Annotated in this window: 18 protein-coding genes and 1 tRNA gene; 11 read left to right on the top strand and 8 right to left on the bottom strand. The window is 60.3% G+C overall.

Annotation, left to right across the window (positions count from 1 at the left end; all coding sequences use genetic code 11):
• Positions 1-87: 87 nt before the first annotated feature.
• Positions 88-1959 carry a putative bifunctional diguanylate cyclase/phosphodiesterase gene (locus tag ACPWMG_RS13135; protein ID WP_483305080.1) on the top strand — a complete coding sequence of 624 codons (1872 nt, stop codon included), beginning with the start codon at positions 88-90 and terminating at the stop codon, positions 1957-1959.
• Positions 1960-2034: 75 nt separating this feature from the next.
• Here the strand turns inward: ACPWMG_RS13135 and ACPWMG_RS13130 are convergent, their stop codons facing one another.
• On the bottom strand, positions 2035-5481 hold the full coding sequence (locus tag ACPWMG_RS13130; RefSeq protein ID WP_483305079.1) for a response regulator: 3447 nt from the start codon (positions 5479-5481) through the stop codon (positions 2035-2037).
• Between the two features lie 395 nt (positions 5482-5876).
• Positions 5877-8150 (bottom strand): Orn/Lys/Arg family decarboxylase, encoded by a 2274-nt coding sequence (locus ACPWMG_RS13125; protein WP_483305078.1) that lies wholly within the window; start codon positions 8148-8150, stop codon positions 5877-5879.
• Positions 8151-8287: 137 nt separating this feature from the next.
• On the opposite strand from ACPWMG_RS13125, the gene ACPWMG_RS13120 reads away from it, so the two are divergent.
• From ACPWMG_RS13120 to ACPWMG_RS13105, 4 genes are all read left to right on the top strand, one after another.
• On the top strand, positions 8288-8719 hold the full coding sequence (locus ACPWMG_RS13120) for an NfeD family protein (protein WP_483305077.1): 432 nt from the start codon (positions 8288-8290) through the stop codon (positions 8717-8719).
• Positions 8720-8938: 219 nt separating this feature from the next.
• Complete coding sequence (locus ACPWMG_RS13115; RefSeq protein WP_483305076.1) at positions 8939-9853, top strand: SPFH domain-containing protein; 915 nt, start codon at positions 8939-8941, stop codon at positions 9851-9853.
• A gap of 85 nt (positions 9854-9938) precedes the next feature.
• Positions 9939-10316, top strand: a complete 378-nt coding sequence (locus ACPWMG_RS13110) for a DUF2237 family protein (protein WP_483305075.1) — start codon at positions 9939-9941, stop codon at positions 10314-10316.
• Positions 10317-10336: 20 nt separating this feature from the next.
• A tRNA-Ser gene (locus tag ACPWMG_RS13105) sits at positions 10337-10427 on the top strand.
• 218 nt (positions 10428-10645) lie between these two features.
• Here ACPWMG_RS13105 and ACPWMG_RS13100 read toward each other — a convergent pair.
• From ACPWMG_RS13100 to ACPWMG_RS13085, 4 genes are all read right to left on the bottom strand, one after another.
• Positions 10646-11779 (bottom strand): branched-chain amino acid ABC transporter substrate-binding protein, encoded by a 1134-nt coding sequence (locus ACPWMG_RS13100; protein WP_483305074.1) that lies wholly within the window; start codon positions 11777-11779, stop codon positions 10646-10648.
• 219 nt (positions 11780-11998) lie between these two features.
• On the bottom strand, positions 11999-12427 hold the full coding sequence (locus tag ACPWMG_RS13095) for a hypothetical protein (protein ID WP_483305073.1): 429 nt from the start codon (positions 12425-12427) through the stop codon (positions 11999-12001).
• Positions 12427-12861, bottom strand: coding sequence for a DNA polymerase III subunit chi (locus tag ACPWMG_RS13090; protein WP_483305072.1), 435 nt, complete (start codon positions 12859-12861; stop codon positions 12427-12429). The genes ACPWMG_RS13095 and ACPWMG_RS13090 overlap by 1 nt, the downstream gene beginning before the upstream one ends.
• Before the next feature lie 25 nt (positions 12862-12886).
• Entirely contained in the window at positions 12887-14449 is a 1563-nt protein-coding gene (locus tag ACPWMG_RS13085; RefSeq protein WP_483305071.1) for a leucyl aminopeptidase, read from the bottom strand.
• Positions 14450-14472: 23 nt separating this feature from the next.
• On the opposite strand from ACPWMG_RS13085, the gene lptF reads away from it, so the two are divergent.
• The 6 genes from lptF (at position 14473) to ACPWMG_RS13055 (ending at position 21505) form a co-directional block, all read left to right on the top strand.
• Positions 14473-15576: an LPS export ABC transporter permease LptF gene (gene lptF, locus ACPWMG_RS13080; RefSeq protein WP_483305070.1), complete on the top strand. Its 1104-nt coding sequence runs from the start codon at positions 14473-14475 to the stop codon at positions 15574-15576.
• The gene (gene lptG / locus ACPWMG_RS13075) at positions 15573-16682 is read left to right on the top strand and encodes an LPS export ABC transporter permease LptG (RefSeq protein ID WP_483305069.1); all 1110 of its coding nucleotides are present in this window, start codon (positions 15573-15575) and stop codon (positions 16680-16682) included. Before lptF ends, lptG begins: the two co-directional genes overlap by 4 nt.
• A 15-nt stretch (positions 16683-16697) precedes the next feature.
• Entirely contained in the window at positions 16698-17060 is a 363-nt protein-coding gene (locus ACPWMG_RS13070) for a sirohydrochlorin chelatase (RefSeq protein ID WP_483305068.1), read from the top strand.
• Positions 17061-17113: 53 nt separating this feature from the next.
• Positions 17114-18055 carry a CysB family HTH-type transcriptional regulator gene (locus ACPWMG_RS13065; RefSeq protein WP_483305067.1) on the top strand — a complete coding sequence of 314 codons (942 nt, stop codon included), beginning with the start codon at positions 17114-17116 and terminating at the stop codon, positions 18053-18055.
• A 186-nt stretch (positions 18056-18241) separates the two neighbouring features.
• Positions 18242-19423, top strand: coding sequence for a pyridoxal phosphate-dependent aminotransferase (locus ACPWMG_RS13060; RefSeq protein WP_483305066.1), 1182 nt, complete (start codon positions 18242-18244; stop codon positions 19421-19423).
• 108 nt (positions 19424-19531) lie between these two features.
• On the top strand, positions 19532-21505 hold the full coding sequence (locus ACPWMG_RS13055) for a sigma-54-dependent Fis family transcriptional regulator (protein ID WP_483305065.1): 1974 nt from the start codon (positions 19532-19534) through the stop codon (positions 21503-21505).
• Here ACPWMG_RS13055 and adh read toward each other — a convergent pair.
• Both adh and ACPWMG_RS13045 read right to left on the bottom strand, forming a co-directional pair.
• Positions 21502-23022, bottom strand: coding sequence for an aldehyde dehydrogenase (gene adh / locus ACPWMG_RS13050; RefSeq protein ID WP_483305064.1), 1521 nt, complete (start codon positions 23020-23022; stop codon positions 21502-21504). The genes ACPWMG_RS13055 and adh overlap by 4 nt on opposite strands.
• Positions 23023-23399: 377 nt before the next feature.
• The gene (locus ACPWMG_RS13045; RefSeq protein WP_483305063.1) at positions 23400-24392 is read right to left on the bottom strand and encodes a Bug family tripartite tricarboxylate transporter substrate binding protein; all 993 of its coding nucleotides are present in this window, start codon (positions 24390-24392) and stop codon (positions 23400-23402) included.
• Positions 24393-24463: the final 71 nt, after the last annotated feature.

The raw sequence follows: 24463 nt of genomic DNA, 5'->3' as shown, positions 1-24463 counted from the left end.
TTTGAGCCCGGCATGGCGACACACTTCGATCACATTTGAACAAAGGGCCGGTGCTCCAATACTTCTACCGAACGATAGGAGCCAGCCATGCCGATCAAATCCAACCCAAACGCCCAGGAACTCCTTCGCTTTGGCTTGCCCGGGCAACGTGCTTTGGGTAGCGTGGCGCGCAGCGGTACAGACTTCATGGCTTCCACCTGGCTGGACCGCGTGACACAGCAGCCTTCGCAGCAAGATTCGGTTTTCGGCACGGTTGATTCGGTGATGACCGTCCAAGACCAGGCCGATGTTGATCGCAAACAGGCCGAATTGGTCTACGCCCACAGCACCGAGGCCATGATGATCACCGATGCCCAGAACCGCATTGTCTCGATCAACCCGGCCTTCACCCATATCACCGGCTATAGCGCCCACGATGTGATTGGCGTTGAGCCGAGCCTGCTGCATTCACCACACCATAGCCCTTCGTTTTACCGCGAGCTGCGCCGCCATTTGGAGACGGATGGCCACTGGCAGGGTGAAGTGTGGAGTCGGCGCAAGTCAGGCGAGTCGTTCCCTGGCTGGTTCAGCATCCTCACGGTACGGGATGCCGCTGGCACAGTACAGCGCCACGTGAGTTTGTTTACCGACCAATCCACACGCAAGGCATCTGAGGCCTTGATCTGGCGTCAGGCCAATTTTGACAGCCAAACCCAATTGCCGAACCGCAACATGTTGTGCGACCGCCTGACGCAAGAATGCAAAAAGGCTGATGCCGGTGAGTGCACGGTGGCAGTGCTGGCCGTGCATCTGGACAACTTCGACGGCTTGAAAGAAGCTTATGCCCAAGGCCTGATCGAGCGCCTGGTGCGTGAAGCGGCCCAGCGCCTGGTGCGCAGCGTACGTTCGACCGACACGGTTGCACGCATCGCAGACGATTGCTTTGTTGCATTGCTGACCGGCCATGACGGCGCAGAACGCGCTGGCCAAGTCGCCCAGAACATCTTGCAGCGTCTGGCACAACCCTACGAAATCGACACAGCCATGCTGGCCATGTCGGGCAGCATCGGCATCACCGTCTACCCTGGTGATGTCGGCACCAGCGATGGGATGCTGCAAAACGCGCAGCAGGCCATGTATTCGGCTTGCCACCGGGGCGGTAACCAGTTCGACTTCTTCACGCCGGCGTTGCAACGCGCTGCTCAACAGCGTGCCCTGATGGCGAAAGAGTTGCGTGCGGCCGTGGCCGAGAACCAGTTCTGCCTGCAGTTCCAACCGCTGGTGTCATTGGCGACGGGCCGCATCGTCAAGGCCGAAGCCCTGGTGCGCTGGAACCACCCCAAGCGCGGCATCGTGAGCCCCGCAGAGTTCATCCCATTGGCAGAAGAGCTACACCTCATCCAGGATATCGGCGATTGGGTGTTCCGGGAAGCCGCTACCTGGACCCACAAGTGGCGCGCCGAATTGGCGCCGACGTTGCAAGTCAGCGTCAACAAATCGCCAGCGCAGTTCAGCCGCACCCACAACCACGCTGCAGGCTGGATCGCGCACTTGTGCAAGCTGGGCTTGCCTGGCGAGGCGATTGCGCTGGAGATCACCGAAGGCCTGCTGCTGAACTCCACGCCAGCCATAGACGACTGCCTGCGCAGCTACCGCGACGCCGGCATCCAGGTGGCAATCGACGATTTCGGCACAGGCTATTCATCGCTGTCGTACCTGAAGCGTTTCTCGTTGGACATCCTGAAGATCGACCGGTCGTTTGTCAGCAATCTGGCCCCCGATTCGAGCGATTTGGCGCTGTCCGAAGCCATGGTCGTGATGGCGCACAAGCTGGGCTTGAAGGTCGTGGCGGAAGGCATTGAAACCGAGCAACAACGCGACTTGTTGACCGCCATGGGCTGTGACTACGGCCAGGGCTATTTGTTCAGCAAGCCATTGCCGCCTGAGCAGTTTGAACAAGCGTTAGCGCGCAACGCCTGAACCGATCAAGCCGAGCTGGTTGACCCTGCCATCGGCAACAAGGGCATCACTGCACCTTTGGTTTTCATCTCTTGATCACGCGCTCAGTGCATTCGACAACGAGTTGATCAAGCGATCGAGCCTTTCACGCAGCACTTCTCCAAGCGACAACAACACCTCGAGAGGTTCGTCGGCTTTAATGGCCGCTTGCAGCGTTTCCACCGCCTCGAAGATCGACACCGCACCTACCGCCCCAGATGCCCCGCGCAGTGAATGCAGTTTGCGGCGCGGGTCCTCCAGTTCGCCGGTCTGCAAATGGTCCATCAGCGCTGCGCCGGCGTTGCGGTAGTGCGCCAAAAATTGCTTCAGTACACGCACCGCGAGTTCTGGTTTGCCTGCACACTGCTCGTACGTCACGGTCAGATCCAGTCCCTCGATGGTAGCCAGCACTTCGGCCGCCGTCAGCGGCACAGGCGCTGCAGGCACCACGATGCCCGATGGCAACGGGGCCGCAATGCGTGCGCGCACCGGCAGCCAACGCAACAGTGCATCGTGCAGGATGCGTGGATCCACCGGCTTGGCCAGGTGGTCGTTCATCCCTGCATCCAGGCAAGCCTGCCGGTCTTCGCTGAAGGCGTTGGCCGTCATGGCAATGATCGGCAAGTCCGCCAGCTTGGGGTCTTGGCGCAGCAACTCGGTGGCTTGAAGGCCATCCATGCGCGGCATTTGCACATCCATCAACACCAGGTCATAAGAGCCGCGACGCACCATGCGCACGGCCTGTTCGCCATCGTCGGCAATATCGACCACCAGGCCGGCCGCCTGCAGCAGTTCGGTGGCCACCTCCTGGTTCACCGGGTTGTCTTCGGCCAACAGCACATGGGCACCGCGGTGCTTTTCGCGCAGGGCCGCCTCCATGGACTCCACGCTGCGCAGTAGTGGCGGTGTGTGGCCGGCTTTCTTCAACAAATGCATCAAGCAGTCGAGCAACAAAGATGGCGTCACCGGCTTGAGCATGAAGGCACCAAAACCGGCATCGTCGGCCAGGTGCTGCAGTTCCTCTTTGTCGCGCGCCGACACCAGCACCATTGCCGGCACCGGATGGGCCGTCGTGCGGATCCGTTGCGCAGCCTCTATGCCGTCCATGCCGGGCATCGCCCAGTCCATCAGCACCACGGCATAGGGGTCGTCCTGCGCCAACGCATCGGCCACCAAGCTGACGGCCGTTTCGCCGTCTTCCGCCGCATCGGCACGCATGCCCAAGGCACGCAACATTTCCACCAAGGCAACCCGGGCCTCCGGCAGATCGTCGACCACCAGGCTGCGCAGGCCTTCCAGTACCGGCACGCCGATAGGGTCGTTGCGGTCGGCCGGCTGCAGGCACACAGTGATCCAGAAGCGGCTGCCACGGCTGGGCAGGCTCTCGCCGCCAGCCGCTCCACCCATCAGCTCCGCAATGTGGCGCGTGATGGTCAAGCCCAGGCCGGTACCGCCGTAGCGCCGGGTGCTCGAACCATCGGCTTGCGAGAACGGACTGAACAGCCGGGGCAATACCTCCGGGTCGATACCGATACCGGTGTCGCGCACTTCAAAGCGGATCATCAGACCCTCGGCATCACGCGACAACAGCTCTCCACGCAACAGCACAGAACCACGCTCGGTGAACTTCACCGCATTGCTCAGCAGATTGAGCAAGGCCTGCATCAGGCGCGTGGGGTCGCCGTTGAGGCGGTCGGGCAGTTGGCCGGTGTCGAGCACCACTTCCAAGCCTTTCTCGCGTGCCACATCAAGCACCATGGTGCAGGTGCGTGTGAGCAAGGCGTCGAGGGAGAAATCGACCTTCTCCAGCGTGAGCTTGCCGGACTCGATCTTCGACAGGTCCAGGATGTCGTTGATGATCTGCAACAGGTGGTGGGCCACGCTGGAGAGTTTGGTGAGACGCGCCTGGCTGGTCGGGTCGTCCACATCACGGCGCAGCATGTGGGTCAAGCCCAGAATGGCGTTCATCGGCGTGCGGATTTCGTGGCTCATGTTTGCCAGGAAATTGCTCTTGGCGCGGTTGGCCGAATCGGCCCGGTCACGCGCCTCGGCCAGTTGGGCATTGCTCAACTGCAATTGCTCCTCAGCACGCTTATGGCTGGTGATGTTGGTGGCCAGCACGATGAAACCTTCGACCTTGCCATCACGCCAATCGGGCAGGTACTGGACGCGGGTCACCGCGCGTTCGCCCTGTTGGCTGAACTCTTCGCGTTCAAAGTCCTGCACCTCGCCAGCCAGTGCGCCAAGCACACGATGCTTCATGCGTTCAAAATATTCTGCGCCCTGCAGTTCCATGACACTCTTGCCCAGAATGTCGGTCTCTTCCAGTCCAAACCATTTGCCATAGCCGCGGTTCACAAAGCGGCAGCGCATGTCCTGGCCCCAATAAGCAATGCGCCCGGGAATGCTGTCGGCGATGAGCCGCATGAAGTCTTCAGCCGCCTTGAGCTGAACGATCAACGCCTCGGCCTGGTGCTGCGCCTGGCTACGTTCTTCGAGTGCCGACACCAGCGCGGCCGTTCGCTGTTCCACCTGGGCTTCGAGCTGATCGCGATGTTCGGTCAGTCCAACCTCCAGTTCCTTGCGCTCGGTGACGTCCGTGCAGGTGCCGAACCACTTGTGCACGCGGCCTTGCGCGTCGTACACCATGCCGGCACGCACGTCGAACCAGCGGTAAACACCATCGTGCCGACGCATGCGGTATTCGGTGATGAAATCATCGCCCGCGAGCACCTGGCGGGACCAGCGCTCGCGCATCTGTTCGCGTTCGTCCGGGTGCACCAGTTGCAGCCAGCCATCGCCCATCAAGCGCTCGGCCGGCACACCGGAAAATGCGGTCCAGCGCGTGCTGAGGAAGTCACAGGCGCCGGTGGCATCACTGCTCCACACCAACTGCGGCAAGATCTCGATCATCTGCTTGAGCTGGTTGGCGTTTTCACGCACGCTGGTTTCGGCAGAGGTCAGACGCCGTTGATCGCGGTAAACAAAGAAGCCCATGACCGCCAACAACACCAGCGCGGCCCCAACGGCGAAGTCGAACTGCTGACGCTGATCGGCCATCAGACTGCGAACCTCTTTGGCTTGGTAACTGTCGAAACGGTTCATCGCCGCTTCCAACACCAAGTACGACTGCTCTAACTGCTCGGCGTTGAGGTTAGCAATGTTCATCTCCGCCTGTGGCAACTGCTGCAGAAATTCATTGCCGTAGGTCGAGACTGCAACTGCCATGCCATCAGGGTCACCACCAAACGCCTTGAGGCTTGCAGTAACGCGATCCAGCGACTTGCGCAGAATCGCGATTTCATCGACCACACGCCCATTGTCCTGAGGTGCATCCAGCCATCCCAACCGGAGCATGGACAAACTGAAGTCGAGTCGCGCCACGCGGAAGTCGCGCACCTTGACCACGCTGGCGTCATAAGTTGCGCTTTGTGTACGCTGCAGGTAACCCATGGCCAGCACGATCAATCCACCCGCCAGCAGCGTGAGGAGAGGCACCAACATGCGCCAACGACCTCGCCGATCCACGCTCGAACCCGTCATGTCGTCTCCTTACATGGAACACGCAGCACAGGGGCGCTTTGCTGAATTTGCATCACCGACCGCCCGAACCACGTGCTGGTGAAGCGGCTTGGACTCGCAGTTTGGAAAATGCCAAACAACGGACCGAAACAGCACACCAGTGGGCGTTGAAGAAGAAACCTGAGCAGGTGAGATGGATGCCTGGCTCACCGAGAGCAACTGCACCAAACCCGTAACGAGACTGATTGTTTGATAGAAGTATTTTTACAACTCGTTTCCACAACGCTTGCCCTACTTTACTTGCAAGCAAGCGCAAACGTCAAATAGGCGCTTTCCCTTTGTAAGAAAGCGCCTACAGCTACCGAAACAATAGCTAATCAGGGTTTTACGCAGTCGGCGAAGTAGTGCTTCGTACCATCTGGCCCCTCTTCTTCCACCAGCCCGTGGATGTCGGTTCCAAAGCCCGGGCACTGGCGGTTGAACTCGCGTGAGAACTTCAGGTAGTCGACAATTTTCTTGTTGAAAACTTCGCCCGGAATCAGCAGCGGAATGCCCGGTGGGTATGGCGTCACCAGACCCACGGTGATGCGGCCTTCCAGGTTGTCGATCTCCACACGCTCGGTCTTGCGCATGGCAATTTGCGCGTAGGCGTCGCTGGGCTTCATGGCTGGCGTGAGGTCGCTCAGGTACATGTCGGTGGTTAGGCGCGCGATGTCGTACTTGGCGTACAGGTTGTGCACGTACTGGCACAGGTCGGCCAAGCCCATCTTCTCGTAGCGCGGGTTCTGCTGGCAGAACTCAGGCAGGATGCGCCACATCGGCTGGTTCTTGTCGTAGTCGTCCTTGAACTGCTGCAACGCCGTCAGCATGCTGTTCCAGCGGCCCTTGGTGATGCCGATGGTGAACATGATGAAGAAGCTGTAGAGGCCGGTCTTCTCGACCACCACACCGTGCTCGGCCAGGAACTTGGTGACGATGCTGGCCGGGATGCCGGTCTTGGCAAACTTGCCGTTCAGGTCCATGCCGGGCGTGACGATGGTCGACTTGATCGGATCGAGCATGTTGAAGCCAGCCGCCATCTTGCCAAAGCCGTGCCAGTTGGCCTTGGCATTGGTTTTCGATTCGCCCTTGATGATCCAGTCGGTGGCGCGGCCAATGCCCTCTTCCACCAGCTTGTCGGGTCCCCAGACCTTGAACCACCAGTCGTCGCCGTACTCTTCGTCCACCTTGCGCATGGCGCGGCGGAAGTCCAGCGCCTCGGCAATGCTTTCTTCCACCAGCGCGGTGCCGCCGGGCGGCTCCATCATGGCGGCGGCCACATCGCAGCTGGCGATGATGCTGTACTGCGGGCTGGTGCTGGTGTGCATCAGATACGCTTCGTTGAACAGGTGGCGGTCCAGCTTGACGTTTTGCGAGTCCTGGATCAACACATGGCTGGCCTGGCTGATACCGGCCAGCAGCTTGTGGATGGACTGCGTGGAGTACACCACCGCATGCTTGGGGCGAATGCGCTTCTTGCCCATGGCGTGGTAGGTGCCATAGAACGGGTGGAACGCGGCGTGGGGCAGCCAGGCTTCGTCGAAGTGCAGGTTTTCCACGTAGCCATCAAGCATGTTCTTGATGGTTTCGGTGTTGTAGAGCACGCCGTCGTAGGTGCTTTGTGTCAGCGTCAGAATGCGCGGCTTCACCTTGTCAGCATCAACCCCCTTGAGCAGCGGGTTGGCACGGATTTTCGCCTTGATGGCTTCGGGCTCGAACTCGCTCTTCGGAATGGGGCCGATGATGCCGAAATGGTTGCGCGTAGGCTTCAAGAACACCGGAATCGCGCCGGTCATGATGATGGCGTGCAGGTTCGACTTGTGGCAATTGCGGTCCACCACCACCACATCGCCCGGCGCCACCGTGTGGTGCCAGACCATCTTGTTGCTGGTACTGGTGCCGTTGGTCACGAAGAAGCAATGGTCGGCGTTGAAGATGCGCGCGGCGTTGCGCTCGCTGGCTGCAATCGGGCCGGTGTGGTCGAGCAATTGGCCGAGTTCTTCCACGGCATTGCAGACGTCGGCGCGCAGCATGTTTTCACCAAAGAACTGGTGGAACATCTGGCCCACAGGGCTCTTCAAAAACGCCACGCCGCCCGAGTGGCCGGGGCAGTGCCACGAGTACGAACCGTCTTCCGCATAGTCGAGCAGCGCCTTGAAGAACGGCGGCTGCACGCCTTCCAGATACGACTTGGCTTCACGGATGATGTGACGCGCCACAAACTCCGGCGTGTCTTCAAACATGTGGATGAAGCCGTGTAACTCACGCAAGATATCGTTCGGCATATGGCGCGAGGTTTTCGTCTCGCCATACACGTAGATCGGTACGTCCAGGTTCTTGCGGCGCACTTCATCGATGAAGTGGCGCAGGTTGAGCACTGCGGGGTCCAAGTCGGGCCCTTGGGTGAACTCTTCGTCGTCAATCGACAAGATGAACGCGCTGGCGCGGCTTTGCTGCTGGGCAAACTGGCTCAAATCGCCATAGCTGGTCACCCCCAGCACCTCAAAGCCTTCACTCTCGATCGCCTGTGCCAGGGCGCGAATGCCCAGACCCGACGTGTTTTCAGAGCGAAAGTCCTCGTCGATGATGACGATGGGGAAGCGAAATTTCATGGGCGGCCTCCGGCCAAAGGGGGGATAAAAACAAAAACAGGCGCGAAGTGTAAGGAATTCTTGTGAACGTGCTTTGGCGATGCGAAATTAGCGCCTCCACAATGTGGTGTACTCAAGACAAAACAGAGGAGATGCAGATGCAGGAAACCACAATCTGGTGGCTGATCGCCGGGGTTGCCGTAGGCCTTGAATTGGTCACCGGCACGTTTTATTTGCTGATGTTGGCACTGGGCTTTGCCACTGCCGCATTGGTGGGCTACGCGGGCATAGGGCTCACTGCCCAGGTGCTGGTTGCCGCAGTGGTGGGCGGCGGTGCAGTGATGGCGTGCTACTACGTACGCAAACGGCGCAACACCACCGCTCCGCCAGCCAGCGCCAACCCCGACGTCAACCAAGACATCGGTGCGTCCGTCTACGTGAACGCCTGGCAGCCCGACGGCACCGGCAGCACGTCGTACCGTGGAGCACATTGGACGGTGGCGCTGCGCAATCCATCTACCTCCCCTAGCCCTGGCAACTACCGCGTAGTAGAAGTAGTGGGCAACCGGCTATTGGTCGACAAGGTATAAGGCAACGCTGAACAAGTTTCTCCCGGCGCCCGCATCCCTGGAATGGGCAGCCTGCGGCGTTGTAAATCCTCGCCATAGCACAAGCTATGGCTGCGGTTTACGCCTAGCAGTCCCTCCCATTCCAGGGCGCGGCCATCCGAGAAAACTTATTCAACGTCGCCATAACCGCCGAGCGCTGGGAGCCCCCGGCAAATTCAAAAACAGAAAGAGGAGCGTGAGATGGAAGTTGCTGTCGTTATTTTGGTCATTGCCGCTATTTTTATCAGCCGCTCCGTGAAGGTGGTGCCACAGCAAAACGCCTGGGTGGTCGAGCGTTTGGGCAAGTACCACGGCACGTTGACGCCGGGCTTGAACTTCATCGTCCCGTTCATCGACCGGCTGGCCTACAAACACAGCCTGAAAGAAATTCCGCTCGACATTCCGAGCCAGGTTTGCATTACGCGGGACAACACGCAACTGCAGGTCGACGGCATTCTGTACTTCCAGGTGACCGACGCCATGCGCGCAAGCTACGGTTCGTCGAACTACATCATGGCGATCTCGCAACTGGCACAGACCTCTCTGCGCAGCGTGATCGGCAAGCTTGAACTCGACAAGACATTTGAAGAACGCGACATCATCAACGCCCAAGTGGTGCAAGCCATTGACGAGGCGGCGCTCAACTGGGGCGTGAAGGTGCTGCGTTACGAGATTAAGGACCTGACGCCGCCCAAAGAAATTCTGCACGCTATGCAGGCGCAGATCACCGCCGAACGCGAGAAGCGCGCGCTGATCGCGGCCTCTGAAGGCCGCCGCCAAGAGCAGATCAACATCGCCACTGGCGAACGGGAAGCCTTTATTGCGCGCTCTGAAGGCGAGAAACAAGCCGCCATCAACAACGCGCAAGGTGAGGCGGCGTCCATCACCGCAGTGGCCGAAGCCACGGCCCAAGCCATCGCAGTGGTGGCCAACGCTATTCGCCAGCCCGGTGGCGAGCAGGCCGTGCAGTTGAAAGTGGCCGAAAAAGCCGTTGAAGCCTATGGCAAAGTCGCAGCAGATGCATCGACCACGTTGATCGTGCCCAGTAACATGACGGAAGTTTCCGCACTAGTCACTTCTGCGATGAAAATGCTGCAAACCGGCAAAGCCAATTGAGCCTTCGACCGCAGTTCATTTCGCTCATCTCGCTTTGGGGCCGGTAGTTTGGTCACGTTACATCACGTTCTCTCAAGGAACCAACATGGATCACAACGTACTAGGGTCTGAGCTTGTCCCCTGCTCTTACGACCCGCTCACCGGCTTCTTTCGCGATGGCTGCTGCAGCACCAGCGATGAAGACACGGGCGCGCATGTCATCTGCGTCAAGGTCACCGCCGAGTTCCTGGCGTTTTCGGCCCTGCGTGGCAACGACCTTTCCACACCCCGCCCGAGCTACCGTTTTGCCGGCCTGCGCCCGGGCGACCGCTGGTGCCTGTGTGCGAACCGCTGGAAAGAAGCATTGGAAGCGGGCTGTGCGCCACTGGTGGTACTTGAATCGACACACATGAAGGCGCTGGAGTTCGTTTTACTGGAAGATCTTGAAAGACATGCGGCGCCAACCCGAAACGCGCGACTTTGACTGCTATAATCGTAGGCTCAGGAACGGTGGATGAGTGGTTTAAGTCGCACGCCTGGAAAGCGTGTGAGGGTTAATAGCCCTCCGCGGGTTCGAATCCCGCCTGTTCCGCCAAATGTGTGTTTGCTTCATCCAACAAACACAGCCAGTGATGGTTTAAAAGCCCTAGAACGCAAGTTCTAGGGCTTTTTTCATTTCCGCTTCTACGCTTCTATATTGCTGACCTGAGCCCGTCGATGCGCCTCTTCTGAGGTTCAATCAAAGCCCACATCCGCATGAAAAAAGCCACCTTACGGTGGCTTTCTGGGAAAGACCCAAACTTCAGCGAGAGCTTAGTTCAGAGGGGTCTTCTTGCCGTCCTTGTACACGTACAAGGTAATAGCTGGGTTCTTCAGTTCGCCGTTAGGTTCGAACTGGATCGTGGTGGTCACGCCCTTGTAGTTGCTCTTGATCAACTCAGGGGTGTAGACCTTAGGATCGACCGAGTTGGCACGCTTCATAGCGTCGACCAGCAGGAACGTTGCGTCGTAGGTGTAGGGGCTGTAAACCTGGAATTGGCCTGGGTACTTGGCGTCGTACTTGGCTTTCCAAGCGGTGCCGCCAGGCATCTTGGCCAACGAAGCGCCGCCTTCAGCGCAGATCACGTTTTCCAGGGTCTTGGCGCCGCCAGCGAGCTTGGCGATTTCCGAGGTGCAGATGCCGTCGCCACCGAAGAACTTGACGTTCGACATGCCGAGTTGCTCCATCTGACGCAGCATGGGGCCAGCTTGTGGGTCCATACCACCGTAGAAGATACCGTCCGGAGCCTTGGACTTGATGGCGGTCAAGATCGCCATGAAGTCGGTAGCCTTGTCGGTCGTGAACTGTTCGTCCACCACGGTCAAGCCCTTGGCCAAAGCCGTTTTCTTGAACACTTCTGCCACGCCTTGGCCGTAAGCGGTACGGTCGTCGATGATGGCAACCTTCTTCAGCTTCAGTGCGTCAGCAGCGTAAAAGCCCAGGCCAGCACCCAGAGCGTTGTCGTTGGCGATGATGCGGTACGTGGTCTTGTAGCCAGGCTTCGTCAGGTTGGGGTTGGTTGCCGCGCCCGTCACGTGAGGAATGCCGCAGTCGTTATAGACCTTGGAAGCGGGAATGGTGGTACCCGAGTTCAAGTGGCCCACCACGCCAGCAACTTTAGCGTCGCACAGTTTTTGTGCAGCAGCCGTGCCTTGCTTTGGATCAGCAGCGTCGTCTTCGGCTTGCAGTTCGAACTTGATCTTCTTGCCACCGATGACGATGTTTTGCGTATTCAGCTCTTCGATAGCCATACGCGAACCATTTTCATTGTCCTTGCCGTAGTGGGCCTGAGGACCAGAAACCGGGCCGACGTGGCCAATCTTGACCACTTGCACGTCTTGTGCAGAGGCCATGCCAGCAACAGCAGCGATAGCAGCTGCGACGGTCAGTTTCAACTTCATTTGCATAAATACTCCGATTAGAAAATGGCTTAAGAGTTATCACTCCGTGAATGCACAAAATTCACGAGCGTGACAATAGCGCAATTTCCGGGCCTACAACATAGGGGTAGGCGCGGGGTCGGCAGATTGTTGCTTTTTGTTAATTAAGCTAAATCCCTGCCGTCATCCAAGCTGTCAGCAAAGCGTCAGCTTGTTCGGTCTTCACACAAATGCTTTAGCTCTAAATCAAGGTGGGCTGCGGGTTGCCAGCTCATCAGCGACCGCATCCGACACCGATTGGCGCACGACAAATTCGATTTCTTCACGCAGCCGCGGTACAAGTGATTGCGTTTGTTGCAACACCATGGTGGCAATCGCGTCCTGCAAACGTCGCTCTAGCGACAGGTCTACGCGCTGCATCACGCGGTGAATAATTTGATCTTCCAGCGCCTCGGCCGCCAAGGTAGCGGCCTGAACAGGGTCTGGATGCACCGCTTCTGCGCTGGTATTTGCACCATAAATGGGCGTTGCAACTGCAGGCAGTTCCGGCAGCATTCCCACCGCGACAGCATCTTCTTCTCGCACCGGTTGCGGGGTTTCCAGCGCGACAGTGGGAACCACCACTTCGGTCAGAGTGGGTACAAAACGAGGGGGAACACGCGGGGGGGCTTGCATCAGGCAGACTCCTTCAACACCAGATCCTTGCGCTCAATCTCGTAGCCGAGCGCTGCATAATGCTTCCAGCGCTGCCGTGCCAGGGCCCGGTCCTCGTCATCCAGGCTCACGACCTCGATCACGCGCTCAAAGCCATCGAAACCGGCCGGCACCACATGCCCCAGGTTCAGCAGCACCTGCTTGTGCGGTACCACATCCAGCTGCGTCGTCAGCACCACCGGGGAGTTGTCAAAAACATCCCGCGGGGCGCGGTCCGTAGCGTGGGGCACAAAGTCGAGCTGCGAAAACGTCCAAAGCGCCGTGTCGAGGCGGGCCAAAACCCCGCCCTCCCCGGTCACGACCACCTTGGCGCCCGACCCCACCGCCTTGCGCAGCAGGCGGCAGGCATAGGCCAGCTTGTCGGGCGCGTTGAAGTGAAAGGCAATCGCCGTCATCGCAAAACCGTCTTTCGCTTCAAAATCATGCCGTGCGTTTAACCGCTGCGCGCGGAGCCGCCTTGGCTGGCGTCTTAACCGCCACCTTAACCGCCGATTGCCGCGTAGCCGCACGCGAAGTGCGAGGTGCCACGGTTTTCGCAGCGCTCGAAGCCTGACCCAGCAGGTAATGCACCAACAGCCCTACAGGACGGCCCGTTGCGCCCTTGGCCGCGCCGCTGCGCCAAGCCGTGCCAGCGATGTCCAGATGCCCCCAACGCGTCGTGCCCACAAAACGTTGCAGGAACTTGGCTGCGGTGACCGCCCCACCCGCGCGCCCCGCCACGTTGGCCACGTCGGCAAAATTGCTTTTCAGGCCTTCGCCGTATTCGTCGTCCAGCGGCAGGCGCCAGCCGGGGTCAAGTGCGGCATCCCCAGCTTCCAGCAGGGCTTGCGCCAAACCATCATCGTTGGCGAACACGCCACTGCGTACACCGCCCAGGGCCACCACGCAGGCGCCGGTCAACGTCGCAATATCGACGATGGCCGCAGGCTTGAAGCGCGCGGCGTAATGCAGAGCGTCGCACAGTACCAGGCGGCCTTCGGCGTCAGTATTGAGATTCTCGACAGTTTGGCCGCTCATGCTGGTCACCACATCGCCAGGCTTGACCGCACCGCCGTCGGGCATGTTTTCACAAGCCGGAATCAGCCCCACCACGTTGATATTCGGCTGGATTTCTGCCAACGCACGGAACACCCCCAACACGCTGGCCGCGCCGCACATGTCGAACTTCATCTCGTCCATCTCGGCCGAGGGCTTGATGGAAATGCCGCCGGTGTCGAACGTAATGCCCTTGCCCACCAGCACATGCGGCGCGGCGGTTTTGGCGCCGCCGTCATAACGCAGCACGATGAAGCGTAGCGGCTCTTTGGAGCCCTGGGCCACCGACATGAAAGTATGCATGCCCAGCTTTTCGACTTCACGCGGACCGAGCACTTCGCACTTGATTTTCGGCAGCTTGGCCAAGCCCTTGGCCGCCTGCGCCAACAGCGTCGGCGTGGCGTGGTTGGCCGGGCGGTTGCCCCATTCCTTGGTGAACTCAATGCCCGTGGCCAAGGCCTGGCCCAAATTGAGCTCGGCACGCCAAGGCGCGGCTTCGGGCAGGCCCAGCAGCACGCGCGTCAGGGTTCGGCCTTCGGCCTTGGGTTTGGTGGTGGTGTAGACGTAAGTGGCGTCGGCCACAGCCAACACGGCCGCGCGCACCGCACCGGCCTGTGGCGTGCTGGCAAAAGCCAAGACGAGTTTCTTGATTTTGGCGCTCTTCAGTGCGCCGCAAGCCGCACCAATCGCTTGGCGGACTTGTTTGGCGCTACCATCGCCCATCCCGACCAGCACCACTTTGGGTGCGGCCACGCCATCGACGCGGTAGGTCTGCAGCAATTTGCCAGCCTTGCCCTCGAAATCCCCGGCTTTGCCGGACTGCTCGATGAGCAGTGACAATGAACTCTTACCGGACTTGACCAAGCCCTCAGGCACCAAGACCACCAATGCTTCACACTTCTCTGCGGCGGCGCCGGCCAGATCCAACGATTTCAACTCAAAGTTCATAATTCACCCTTTCGTTGAAGACGATGTTATTCCATTCCTCCATTCGCAAAGAGCTTGCGCGCAGTTTTGGCGCGACGCTGGTGGCGTTGGTCACCGTGGTCATGACCATGATGCTGATCCGCACACTCGGCCAGGCCTCCAAAGGCAGCGTCAACCCATCAGAAGTGCTGATGGTGATGGGCTATACCGTGCTGGGTTATCTGGCGCCCATTCTTACGCTGAGCCTGTTCATCGCCGTGGTGTCCACGCTATCACGCATGTACCGCGACAGCGAAATGGCCATCTGGTTTGCCGGTGGCCAGGGGCTTTTTGGCTTTTTGAAGCCGTTGCTGCGTTTCGCCTGGCCCATGATGCTGGCCGTAGCGGCGCTGGCTTTGTTTGTCTGGCCCTGGACCAACCAGCAAATCAGCGACATGAAAAACCGCTACGAGAAGCGTGGCGACCTGGAGCGCGTGGCGCCTGGCCAGTTCCAGGAATCCTCCAGCGGCACACGCGTTTTCTTTATTGACAAGGACTCCCCCGACGCCCGCACCGGCAACAACGTATTCATCTCCTCGGTAGACCACGGCAAGGAAGCCGTGACTTCGGCCCGCAGCGCGCGCATCGAGGTGGAAGAAGATGGCCGCTTCCTGATGTTGCAAAACGGCCAACGCGTGGAATCGAGCATCGGCAAGCTCGATCTGAAGGTCAGCGATTTCGACGAATACGGCACACGCATTGGCGAAAAGGTCGTGGAGGCCATAGACGAGGTACCCTGGCGTGCCCGCACCACAATGGATCTGCTGATATCACGCACTCGCGGTGACTTGTCTGAACTGGCTTGGCGCATAGGCTTAGGGCTGGCTTCGTTCAATTTTGTGCTAATTGCCCTTGCCGTGTCGTCGGGCAACCCGCGCTCCGCCCGGGGCGGCAACCTTGTCCTGGCCCTGTTCACATTCGTCGTTTACTACAACCTGCTGAACCTGGGGCAGAACTGGATCGGCAATGGCTCGATTGGCTTTGCACCCTTTCTGATCGCCTTGCATGGTGGCGTTTTTGTGCTGGCCATGGTCTGGCTCACCGTTCGCCACAACCGCTGGACCTGGCACGCCCTGCTGCCCGCCAAGAAGCAAGCCCAAACCTCATGAAGACCATCCGCCGCCTGCTCTACAAAGAGATTCTTTCCGCCGTGGTGTTTGTCGCCCTGGGGTTTCTCGCGCTGTTTTTCTTTTTCGACTTTGTCGATGAGCTGCGCGACATCGGCAAACCCGGCTCGGCCAATTACGACATGCTGCGGCTGTTCCTTGTGGTGACGCTGATGGTCCCCAGCCACTTGTACGAATTGCTGCCCATTGCGGTGTTGATCGGCACCATCTTCGTCATGGCCCGGCTGGCACAAAGCTCTGAATACACCATTCTGCGCACCAGCGGGCTCGGGCCCTGGCGCGCGCTACAGACGCTGTTGATCATGGCGTTAGGTTTTGTAGTGCTGACCTTTGCCGTGGGCGACTATCTCGCCCCCACCACCGACCGAGCCTCACAGTTGGTCAAAGCGCCTTTCGTCGGCGCCATTTCCATCGGCCAGACGGGTGCGTGGCTCAAAGAAAAGCAAGGCAACAACTCGTCTGCCGTGAACGTAGGCTCCCTGAAAGCCGGGCGCACCATGGAAAGCATCCGTATTTTTGAGTTTGACGAGCGCGGCCGCTTGAACGCCAGCGTACAAGCGGCATCGGGCACCTTCGCGCCGGACAGCAAGGGCTGGGACCTGACCAACGTACGGCGCACCGTGTTTGACACCGCCAACAGCGAACAGGCTTCGGTGAAACGCACACAGATGGACACCTACCGTTGGCCCACCGAAATTTCGGCCGAGATGGTGTCGACCGCCCTGCTCAAGCCAGACCGCATGCGCACCATCGACCTGTACCAGTACATCACCCACCTGGAAGCCAACGGCCAGTCGGCCCAGCGCTACGAGATTGAGTTCTGGCGCAAGGTGTTCTACCCCATCAGTTGCATCGTGATGGTGGTATTGGCCCTGCCGTTTGCCTACCTGCACTTCCGCTCGGGTGGCATCGCCACCTATGTGTTTGGCGGTGTGATGGCCGGCATCAGCTTCTTCTTGTTGAACAACGTGTTTGGCTACATCGGCAACCTGCAGAACTGGCAACCGTGGCTCACGGCTGCCGCGCCGGGGCTGATTTACTCGGTGTTGTCGCTGGGGGCGTTTGGCTGGCTGGTATTGAAGCGTTAGCGAAGACCTGTCACGATGTTCCGCAAAGGAATTCTTCTCTTCGCCCACGGCTCGCGTGATCCGGTCTGGCACCAGCCCATGCAAGCCGTGGCCGCGCGGGTCGCGGCAAAAGAGCCGGACGCAGCGGTGTGTTGCGCCTATCTCGAACTGACCGAGCCCGACTTCGACACAGCCACCGCACAACTCATCGCCCAGGGCGCCACGCAGATCACCGTGGTGCCATTGTTCCTAGGCGTTGGCCGGCATGCTCGCGAAGACTTGCCAAAGTTGCTGGCGGCCGCCCAAGTACTTCACCCCACTGTGGCGTGGAAGCTTCAACCCGCCGTGGGGGAGCACCCCGACCTGATCGATTTGATCGCTAAAATCGCGCTCGACTGACTTTCAATAGAGCACTGATGCATAATGAATTTCAACGTTAGCTGAAATTCGATATGAATCTACACCAATTTCGCTTTGTCCAGGAAGCGGCCCGTCGCAACCTGAACCTGACCGAAGCGGCAAAGGCCTTGCACACCTCGCAACCGGGCGTGTCCAAAGCCATTATCGAACTCGAAGAAGAGCTGGGCGTCGAGATCTTCGCGCGCCACGGCAAGCGCCTCAAACGCATCACCGAACCCGGTCAGCACGTGCTGCAAAGCATCGAGGCCATCATGCGCGAAGTCGGCAACCTGAAGCGCATTGGTGAGCAGTTCAGCGCCCAAGACAGCGGCACCCTGTCGATTGCCACCACCCACACCCAGGCCCGCTACGTGCTGCCCGTGCCCGTGGCGCGGCTGCGTGAAAGCTTTCCCAAGGTTAACGTCAGCCTGCACCAAGGCGCGCCCGACCAAGTCGCGCGCATGCTGCTGGACGAGGTGGCCGAGATCGGCATTGCCACCGAATCGCTCTCCAACTACACCGAGCTGGTGACCTTGCCCTGTTATGAGTGGCAACACGTGGTGGTGCTGCCACCCAACCACCCGCTGGCCGCCAAAGAGCGCCTGACGCTCGAAGACATCGCCAAAGAGCCGCTGATCACCTACCACCCGTCCTTCACCGGCCGTACCAAGATTGATCAGGCCTTTGCCTCGCGCAAACTCGAGCCGCGCATTGCGCTCGAAGCCATCGACTCGGACGTGATCAAGACCTATGTGCGCCTAGGGCTGGGCATCGGCATCGTGGCCGAAATGGCCGTGCGTGACGACGTCAACTCCGACCTCATCACCCGCCCCGTGGGTTCGCTGTTTGGCATCAACGTGGCGCGTGTCGCGTTCAAACGCGGTGCTTACCTGCGCAACTTCGTCTACCAGTTTGCCGAGCTGTTGAGCGACCGTTTGAACCGCAACCTGGTCGCCAAGGCCATGAATGGCCACGTCAACGACTACGAGCTTTGAACACCCCCAGGTTGCTCACTGCGTGTAGCCGCCCACCCCCTTGCAGGGGGCACCACCAACGGCCCGGCGAAGCCGGTTCCGTGGTGGTTCTGATCTGGAACCGTGTTCTCCTTGACTGACCGTTGAAACCAGTACGATCACTTTTTGCTTTTTCGATTCAACCGCCCAACTAATTGTTTTGCGACCATGAGCACCGAGACAACCGCCAACATTGCCCCCCGCACCCCCGTCCTGCAAACCAAGCTGCCCGCCGTGGGCACCACCATCTTCACGGTGATGTCGGCCCTGGCGGCCGAAAAAGGCGCGGTGAATTTGGGGCAAGGTTTTCCAGACTTCAACTGCGACCCTGCACTGGTCAACGCCGTGACCTCGGCCATGCAGGAAGGCCTGAACCAGTACCCGCCCATGACCGGTGTGGCGCCACTGCGCGAAGCCGTGGCGGCGAAGATCGAGGCGCTGCACGGCTACAAATACAACCCGGCCAGCGAGATCACCATCACCGCTGGCGCCACCCAGGCCATCATCACCGCCATCTTGGCCGTGGTGCGCGCGGGTGACGAAGTTATCGTGCTCGAGCCCTGCTACGACAGCTACGTGCCGAACATCGAGCTGGCGGGCGGCACCGTGGTGCGCGTACCGCTGACGCCGGGCACTTTCCGCCCCGACTTCGACAAGATCGCAGCGGCCATGACGCCCAAGACCCGCGCCATCCTGATCAACTCGCCGCACAACCCCAGCGCCACCATCTGGTCGCGCGAAGACATGCTGCAGTTGCAAGACTTGCTGGCCCCCACCGACGTGCTGCTGATCAGTGACGAGGTCTACGAACACATGGTGTTCGACCAGCGCCAACACGAAAGCGCGGCGCGTTACCCGAGCTTGGCGGCACGTGCCTTCATCGTCTCCAGCTTCGGCAAGACTTACCACGTCACGGGTTGGAAAGTCGGCACCGTGGCGGCCCCAGCCAGCCTCACGGCCGAGTTCCGCAAGGTGCACCAGTTCAACGTGTTCACCGTCAACACGCCGGTGCAGCACGGCCTGGCGCGCTACATGGCCAGCCCGCAGCCCTACCTGGACTTGCCCGCGTTCTACCAGCGCAAGCGCGACCTGTTCCGCGAAGGCTTGGCCAAAACCCGCTTCAAGCTGTTGCCCAGTGAAGGCAGCTACTTCCAGTGTGTGGACATCTCGGCCATCAGCGACTTGAGCGAAGCCGACTTCTGCCTCTGGCTCACGTCTGAAATCGGCGTGGCGGCGATTCCACTTTCCGCCTTCTACGGCAACCAGTTCGACCAACGCGTGGTGCGCTTTTGCTACGCCAAAAAAGACGAGACCCTGCAACTCGCGCTCGACCGCTTGGCGAAGCTGTAAAGCTATCTCGTTGTAAGTCGGGCATCGGGCTCGCATGGTATGGTCACCATCGAGCCCGGCCTATAAAAATGTCAGTTTCCACGGGCTCGCACCTCTATTGGAGGAGACATGTCGACCCGTTCTCAATCGGGGCTGGCGCAGCCCGGCTCTTTTGATGCGTCTGCCGCACAGTCCGTTCAGGCCGCGCAAGCTGCCGGGGCGTTGATCGCCCTCGCCCACCAACGCTCGCTGGCCCACGGCCTGCAAGCGCACGATGCCGCCGACCTCCACGCCCTGCCCGATCACGCCCTAGGCGAATTACGCGCGCGCAACCTCGCCTTGTGCAGCCACGCCCTGCCGGTGATGGAAACGCTCTACCAGCAGATCATCAGCACCGACAGCATGGTGATCCTGACCGACAGCACCGGCACCATCTTGCATGCACTGGGCGACGACGACTTTCTGGCCAAGGCCAACCGCGTGGCGCTGCGCCCGGGCGTCATTTGGTCCGAGCAAAGCAAGGGCACCAACGCCATTGGCACGGCCTTGGTGGAGGGCACACCCACACAAGTCCACGCCGCTGAACACTTCTTGCGCGCCAACCATTTCATCACCTGCTCGTGCGCGCCCATCCTCGACCCTGCGGGCCACATCATGGGCGCGCTGGACGTCAGCGGCGACCAGCACAGCCAAAACAAACACACCATGGCCCTGGTGCGCATGTCTGCGCAGATGGTGGAAAACCATGTGTTCCACAAAAGCTTTGAGCAGCAGGTGCTGGTGTACTTCCATGCGCGGCCCGAGTTCATTGGCACCCTCATGCAAGGCATGGCGGCCTTCACCCCCGACGGGCGTTTTCTCTCGGCCAACCGCAGCGGGCAGTTCCAACTTGGCATGCCGTTGCGCGCTCTGCAGGCGCACACCTTCTCCTCGCTGATGGGCACGGAAATGGCCATGGTGCTGGCCCACTGCCGCAGTGCGGCGCCCGAGCTGTTGGGCATGACCCTGCCCAGCGGCGTCAAGGTAATGGCGCGTGCCGAGTACCACCCGTTCACCCAGCACCGCAGTTTTGCGTTTGATGTTGGCCGGTTTGACGATGCTGCGTTGACGCCTGCACCTTCAAAGCCAGCGCCAAAGCCTTCCCCTAAACCCGCCCTCTCCAGCCTGCGCTACCTCAACACCGGCGACCCGCAACTCGCGCAAGCCTTGCAACGCGTCAGCAAGCTGCTGGGCCGCGACATCGCCACGCTGATCCTGGGCGAAACCGGCACCGGCAAAGAGCTGCTGGCCCAGGCCATCCACAACGACTCGCCACGCCGCAGCGGCCCGTTTGTGGCGCTGAACTGCGCCGCCATTCCTGAAACCCTCATCGAGTCCGAACTGTTTGGCTACGACGACGGCGCCTTCACTGGCGCGCGCCGCAAAGGCAGCGTGGGCAAGATTGTGCAGGCGCATGGCGGCACCTTGTTCCTCGATGAGATTGGCGACATGCCGCTGCAGATGCAAGCGCGCTTGCTGCGGGTGCTGCAAGAGCGCAGCGTCACCCCGCTGGGCGGCAGCCGTGTGGTGCGTGTCGACGTGGCCGTGGTCTGCGCCACACACCGCAACCTGCGTGAGCTGATCGCCGCAGGCAGCTTCCGCGAAGACTTGTACTACCGGCTCAATGGCCTGGTGGTGAAGCTGCCGCCGCTGCGCGAACGAACAGACTTAGCCGCTGTGGTAGCGCGCATGCTGCAAAGCCAAAACCAAAGTGAAGCGTCGTCGCCACAACGTGTTGGCAGTGACGTGATGGACTTGTTCAACAGCTACGCCTGGCCAGGCAACCTACGCCAGTTGGCCAACGTGCTGCGCACCGCCGCCGTGCTGGCCGAGGGCGAACTTGAGATTCGGCGCGAGCACCTGCCAGACGACTTTCTCGATGAATGCGCGGCGCCGGCCACGCCACAGCAGGCACAAGCACCTGCAGCCCACACCGCACGTCTGCAGCAAGTCACAGCAGACGCCATTGCCCTGGCGCTGGCCCAGCACCAAGGCAATGTGTCGGCCGCTGCGCGCACATTAGGCGTGTCGCGCAACACGGTCTACCGCTACACCAAGGGTTAGAAAAAGCCCAGCTTGTCAGGTGAGTAACTCACCAGCAGGTTCTTCGTCTGCTGGTAGTGATCCAGCATCATGCGGTGGTTCTCGCGCCCAATGCCCGACTGCTTGTAGCCTCCAAACGCAGCGTGCGCCGGATAGGCGTGGTAGCAGTTGGTCCACACCCGGCCCGCCTGAATGCCACGGCCCATGCGGAAGGCCGTGTTCATGTCGCGCGACCACACACCGGCGCCCAAACCATACAGGCTGTCATTCGCAATTTCCAAGGCTTCGGCTTCGTCCTTGAAGGTAGTGACCGACAACACCGGGCCAAAGATTTCCTCCTGGAAGATGCGCATCTTGTTGTGGCCTTTGAACACTGTTGGCTCTACATAAAAGCCGCCCAGCGCGTCGCCGGTCTGCATCAGCCGCTCGCCGCCGGTGAGCAAGGTGGCGCCCTCTTGTTTGCCAATCTCGATGTACGACATGATCTTCTCAAGCTGCTCTTGCGAGGCCTGCGCGCCCACCATGGTGGTGGCGTCCAGCGGGTGGCCTTGCTTGATGGACTTCACGCGCACCAGTGCACGCTCCATGAACTTCTCGTAGATCGACTCCTGCACCAACGCGCGACTGGGGCAGGTGCAAACCTCACCCTGGTTGAGCGCAAACATCGAGAAGCCTTCGAGTGCCTTGTCAAAAAAGGCGTCGTCTTTGTCCATCACGTCGGCAAAGAAAATGTTCGGGCTTTTGCCGCCCAGCTCCAGGGTCACCGGAATCAAATTTTGGCTGGCGTACTGCATGATCAAACGGCCGGTGCTGGTCTCGCCGGTGAACGCAATCTTGGCGATGCGGGGGCTGGAGGCCAGCGGTTTTCCGGCTTCCAGACCAAAGCCGTTGACTACGTTCAGCACACCCGGCGGCAGCAGGTCGCCCACCAATTCCAGCAACACCAGAATGGATGCCGGGGTTTGCTCTGCCGGCTTCAGCACCACGCAGTTGCCCGCCGCCAGCGCTGGTGCCAGCTTCCACACCGCCATCAGGATCGGGAAATTCCACGGAATGATCTGCCCCACCACGCCCAGCGGTTCGTGGAAATGGTAGGCCACGGTGGTGCTGTCGATCTCGCTGATGCCGCCTTCTTGCGCGCGGATGCAGCCCGCAAAGTAGCGGAAGTGGTCGATGGCCAGCGGCAGGTCGGCGGCCAAGGTTTCGCGCAGAGGCTTGCCGTTGTCGATGGTCTCGGCCACAGCCAAGGTCTTGAGGTTGGCCTCCATGCGGTCGGCAATCTTCAGCAAGATGTTGGCGCGCACGGTGGTCGAGGTTTTGCCCCAGGCGTCTTTGGCCTTGTGGGCGGCATCCAGCGCGGCCTCAATGTCCTTGGCGTTGGAGCGCGGGATGCTGGTGAACGCCTTGCCGGTGATGGGCGTGGCGTTGTCAAAGTACTGCCCGTCGATAGGCGGCACCCACTCGCCGCCGATGTAGTTGCCGTATTGCTTCTTGTAAGGGTTTTCGAGGCCGAAGTGCTTGATCTCTGCCATGTCCATGGTGTTGTCTCCTGCTGGCGGTTTTAAGGGAAGAAATAGCTTCTGCGAGCCGCAAGCTGTGCGGCTCACCCTAACCGTGGCGCAAAGCACGTACCAGCACCGGCCCATCACCGCCACATTCGCGCCAAGCCAATGCCGGCGCGGCATTCCACGTTTTCCACTGACGAAGCCCCATGTGTGCCCCCCCCTGCGCAGGTGCGCCAACACACCACAACTGCGCAGAAACTGAACAGTGCTGAACACTCTCCAGAAACGGAAACGCCGCCAGCATATGGTGCTTGGCGGCGCGTCTACGTCAATCCTTTAATGCTATTGATTCAATAGCTGTTTGCGCATATACAGAAAGCGCAAAAGGCCCTTTTTCCTTAGACCCTTCCCTAGCCCTTGCCCGCCAAGCCCAGCCGCTCGATCGTCGCCTTCTCCGCCACAAAGGTCTCGCGCGCGTATTGCGTGTAGGCGGCGGTGTCTTTGTAGATCACGGTCTGGTCGTACTTCTCAAACGTGGCCAGCACCGCAGGGTCTTCCAGCGTTTTGCGGAACGCATCGTGGATGGTTTTCACCACAGCAGCGTCCATGCCCTTGGGGCCACACACACCAAACGGCGAATCAGACACCGTCTTGTAGCCCAACTCGTTGAGCGTGGGCACGTTGGGCCAGCGCTTGGTGCGCTGCGAGCCGTAGGTGGCCAGCAGGCGCAGCTTGCCGGCGTCGACGTGCGGGCCCCAGCCGGTGGCGTCGGTGGCGGCCATCACATGGCCGCCCAGCACGGCTTGCATGTTGTCGGCATTGCCTTTGAAGGGTACGTGGCGCAATTGGATGCCGGCCGTTTGCGCAAACTCTTCCACGGCCAAGTGCGGGCTGGTGCCGGTGCCGGTGGAGCCATAGGTCACCTGGTCGGGGTTCTTCTTGGCAAAGTCCACCAGGTCTTTGATGGTTTTGAACGGCGAGTCGGCCGGCACCACAAGGCCAAAGGTGTAGCCCGTGAGGCACACGATCCAGGTGAAGTCTTTCAACGGGTCGTAGGCCGTTTTTTGCATGTGCGGAAAACGGAACACGCCGAACGGCACTTGCGACAAGGTATAGCCATCGGGCTTGGCGTTGACCAACTCGTTGGCGCCCAGCATGCCGCCAGCACCGGGCTTGTTGTCGACGATGATGCTGGTGTCGCCCAAGTTGCGGCTGGCACTGACGGCCAGAGAGCGGATCACCGCATCGGTGGAGCCGCCCGCTGGCCAGGGGCAAATGAGGCGGATGGGCCGCGCGGGGTAAGCCTGGGCACGCACCAGTGCGGGAGCGGCCAGGCCCGCCAAGGTGGCGGATGCGGTGGTTAAGAAATGGCGGCGTTGCGGCTTTGCGGGCTGTTGGGGCATGGGGTTGTCTCCTCTGATGGGGCGACAGCCAGCTTACGCAGCCTGCCGCCACCCACACACTAGGAAAACCC

It is taken from the genome of Hydrophilobacter chitinilyticus (assembly GCF_049860745.1).
Taxonomy (GTDB): domain Bacteria; phylum Pseudomonadota; class Gammaproteobacteria; order Burkholderiales; family Burkholderiaceae_C; genus Rhodoferax_B.
Note: the sequence above shows the minus strand (reverse complement) of the source record. Positions and strands in the feature narration are given on the sequence as shown.

Coding starts and splice junctions, on each gene's coding strand:
- ACPWMG_RS13135 (WP_483305080.1), top strand. CDS start 88: ATGCCGATCAAATCCAACCCAAACGCCCAGGAACTCCTTCGCTTTGGC.
- ACPWMG_RS13130 (WP_483305079.1), bottom strand. CDS start 5,481: ATGTTGGTGCCTCTCCTCACGCTGCTGGCGGGTGGATTGATCGTGCTG.
- ACPWMG_RS13125 (WP_483305078.1), bottom strand. CDS start 8,150: ATGAAATTTCGCTTCCCCATCGTCATCATCGACGAGGACTTTCGCTCT.
- ACPWMG_RS13120 (WP_483305077.1), top strand. CDS start 8,288: ATGCAGGAAACCACAATCTGGTGGCTGATCGCCGGGGTTGCCGTAGGC.
- ACPWMG_RS13115 (WP_483305076.1), top strand. CDS start 8,939: ATGGAAGTTGCTGTCGTTATTTTGGTCATTGCCGCTATTTTTATCAGC.
- ACPWMG_RS13110 (WP_483305075.1), top strand. CDS start 9,939: ATGGATCACAACGTACTAGGGTCTGAGCTTGTCCCCTGCTCTTACGAC.
- ACPWMG_RS13100 (WP_483305074.1), bottom strand. CDS start 11,779: ATGCAAATGAAGTTGAAACTGACCGTCGCAGCTGCTATCGCTGCTGTT.
- ACPWMG_RS13095 (WP_483305073.1), bottom strand. CDS start 12,427: ATGCAAGCCCCCCCGCGTGTTCCCCCTCGTTTTGTACCCACTCTGACC.
- ACPWMG_RS13090 (WP_483305072.1), bottom strand. CDS start 12,861: ATGACGGCGATTGCCTTTCACTTCAACGCGCCCGACAAGCTGGCCTAT.
- ACPWMG_RS13085 (WP_483305071.1), bottom strand. CDS start 14,449: ATGAACTTTGAGTTGAAATCGTTGGATCTGGCCGGCGCCGCCGCAGAG.
- lptF (WP_483305070.1), top strand. CDS start 14,473: ATGTTATTCCATTCCTCCATTCGCAAAGAGCTTGCGCGCAGTTTTGGC.
- lptG (WP_483305069.1), top strand. CDS start 15,573: ATGAAGACCATCCGCCGCCTGCTCTACAAAGAGATTCTTTCCGCCGTG.
- ACPWMG_RS13070 (WP_483305068.1), top strand. CDS start 16,698: ATGTTCCGCAAAGGAATTCTTCTCTTCGCCCACGGCTCGCGTGATCCG.
- ACPWMG_RS13065 (WP_483305067.1), top strand. CDS start 17,114: ATGAATCTACACCAATTTCGCTTTGTCCAGGAAGCGGCCCGTCGCAAC.
- ACPWMG_RS13060 (WP_483305066.1), top strand. CDS start 18,242: ATGAGCACCGAGACAACCGCCAACATTGCCCCCCGCACCCCCGTCCTG.
- ACPWMG_RS13055 (WP_483305065.1), top strand. CDS start 19,532: ATGTCGACCCGTTCTCAATCGGGGCTGGCGCAGCCCGGCTCTTTTGAT.
- adh (WP_483305064.1), bottom strand. CDS start 23,022: ATGGACATGGCAGAGATCAAGCACTTCGGCCTCGAAAACCCTTACAAG.
- ACPWMG_RS13045 (WP_483305063.1), bottom strand. CDS start 24,392: ATGCCCCAACAGCCCGCAAAGCCGCAACGCCGCCATTTCTTAACCACC.